General features: G+C 60.5%; 1 protein-coding gene. It reads right to left on the reverse strand.

From position 1 onward, the window contains the following. A partial coding sequence (locus tag AACY19_RS26750; RefSeq protein ID WP_339454495.1) for an immunoglobulin-like domain-containing protein occupies positions 1–618 on the reverse strand: 618 nt, incomplete at both ends.

Below are 618 nucleotides of genomic sequence, written 5' to 3' on the forward strand. Positions count from 1 at the left end.
CATTGGTCAGGGTTGCGGTGTAAACAATCGAACCGCCCTCGGCCACCGATCCCGTGGCGCTCAGCGACAGGTTAGTGGTGTCGACAGTGTCGGTGACATTGGTCGAAACCGGGGTCTTGTCGGCCACGAGATTTTCGTAGTTGCCGCCGGTTACACCGGTGATCGAGTTGGTCAGCGGCGCCTGACCGGTCAGCGCATCGTTCGGTGCGGTGAAGGTCACGGTGCCGGTGGTTTTACCGACTTCGATGGTGATGTTCTGACCGTTGGCCAGCGTCACGTTGACAGGCGAGCCGGTGACTGGTGCGCCAACAGTGGCGGTGTAAGTAACAGTGCCGCCTTCAGCCACCGAGGTATCAGCCGTCAGTTTCACGGTTGAGGTGTCGATGGTGTCAGTCACTTCGGTGACGGCTGGAACAGTGCTCGGCACCAGATTCTCGAAGTTGCCACCGGTAGCGGTGCTGATCGTTGCTTGCACGGTGCCGGCGTCTTTATAGACGTCGTCAGTCGGCGCAGGAACGGTCACGGTGCCGGTGGTTTTGCCGGCTTCGATGGTGATGACGGCGCCGTTGGACAAAGTCACGGTCACTGGCGAACCAGCGGCATTGGTCAGGGTTGCGG

Source organism: Pseudomonas sp. EA_5y_Pfl2_R50 (genome assembly GCF_963970475.1).
GTDB lineage: Bacteria > Pseudomonadota > Gammaproteobacteria > Pseudomonadales > Pseudomonadaceae > Aquipseudomonas.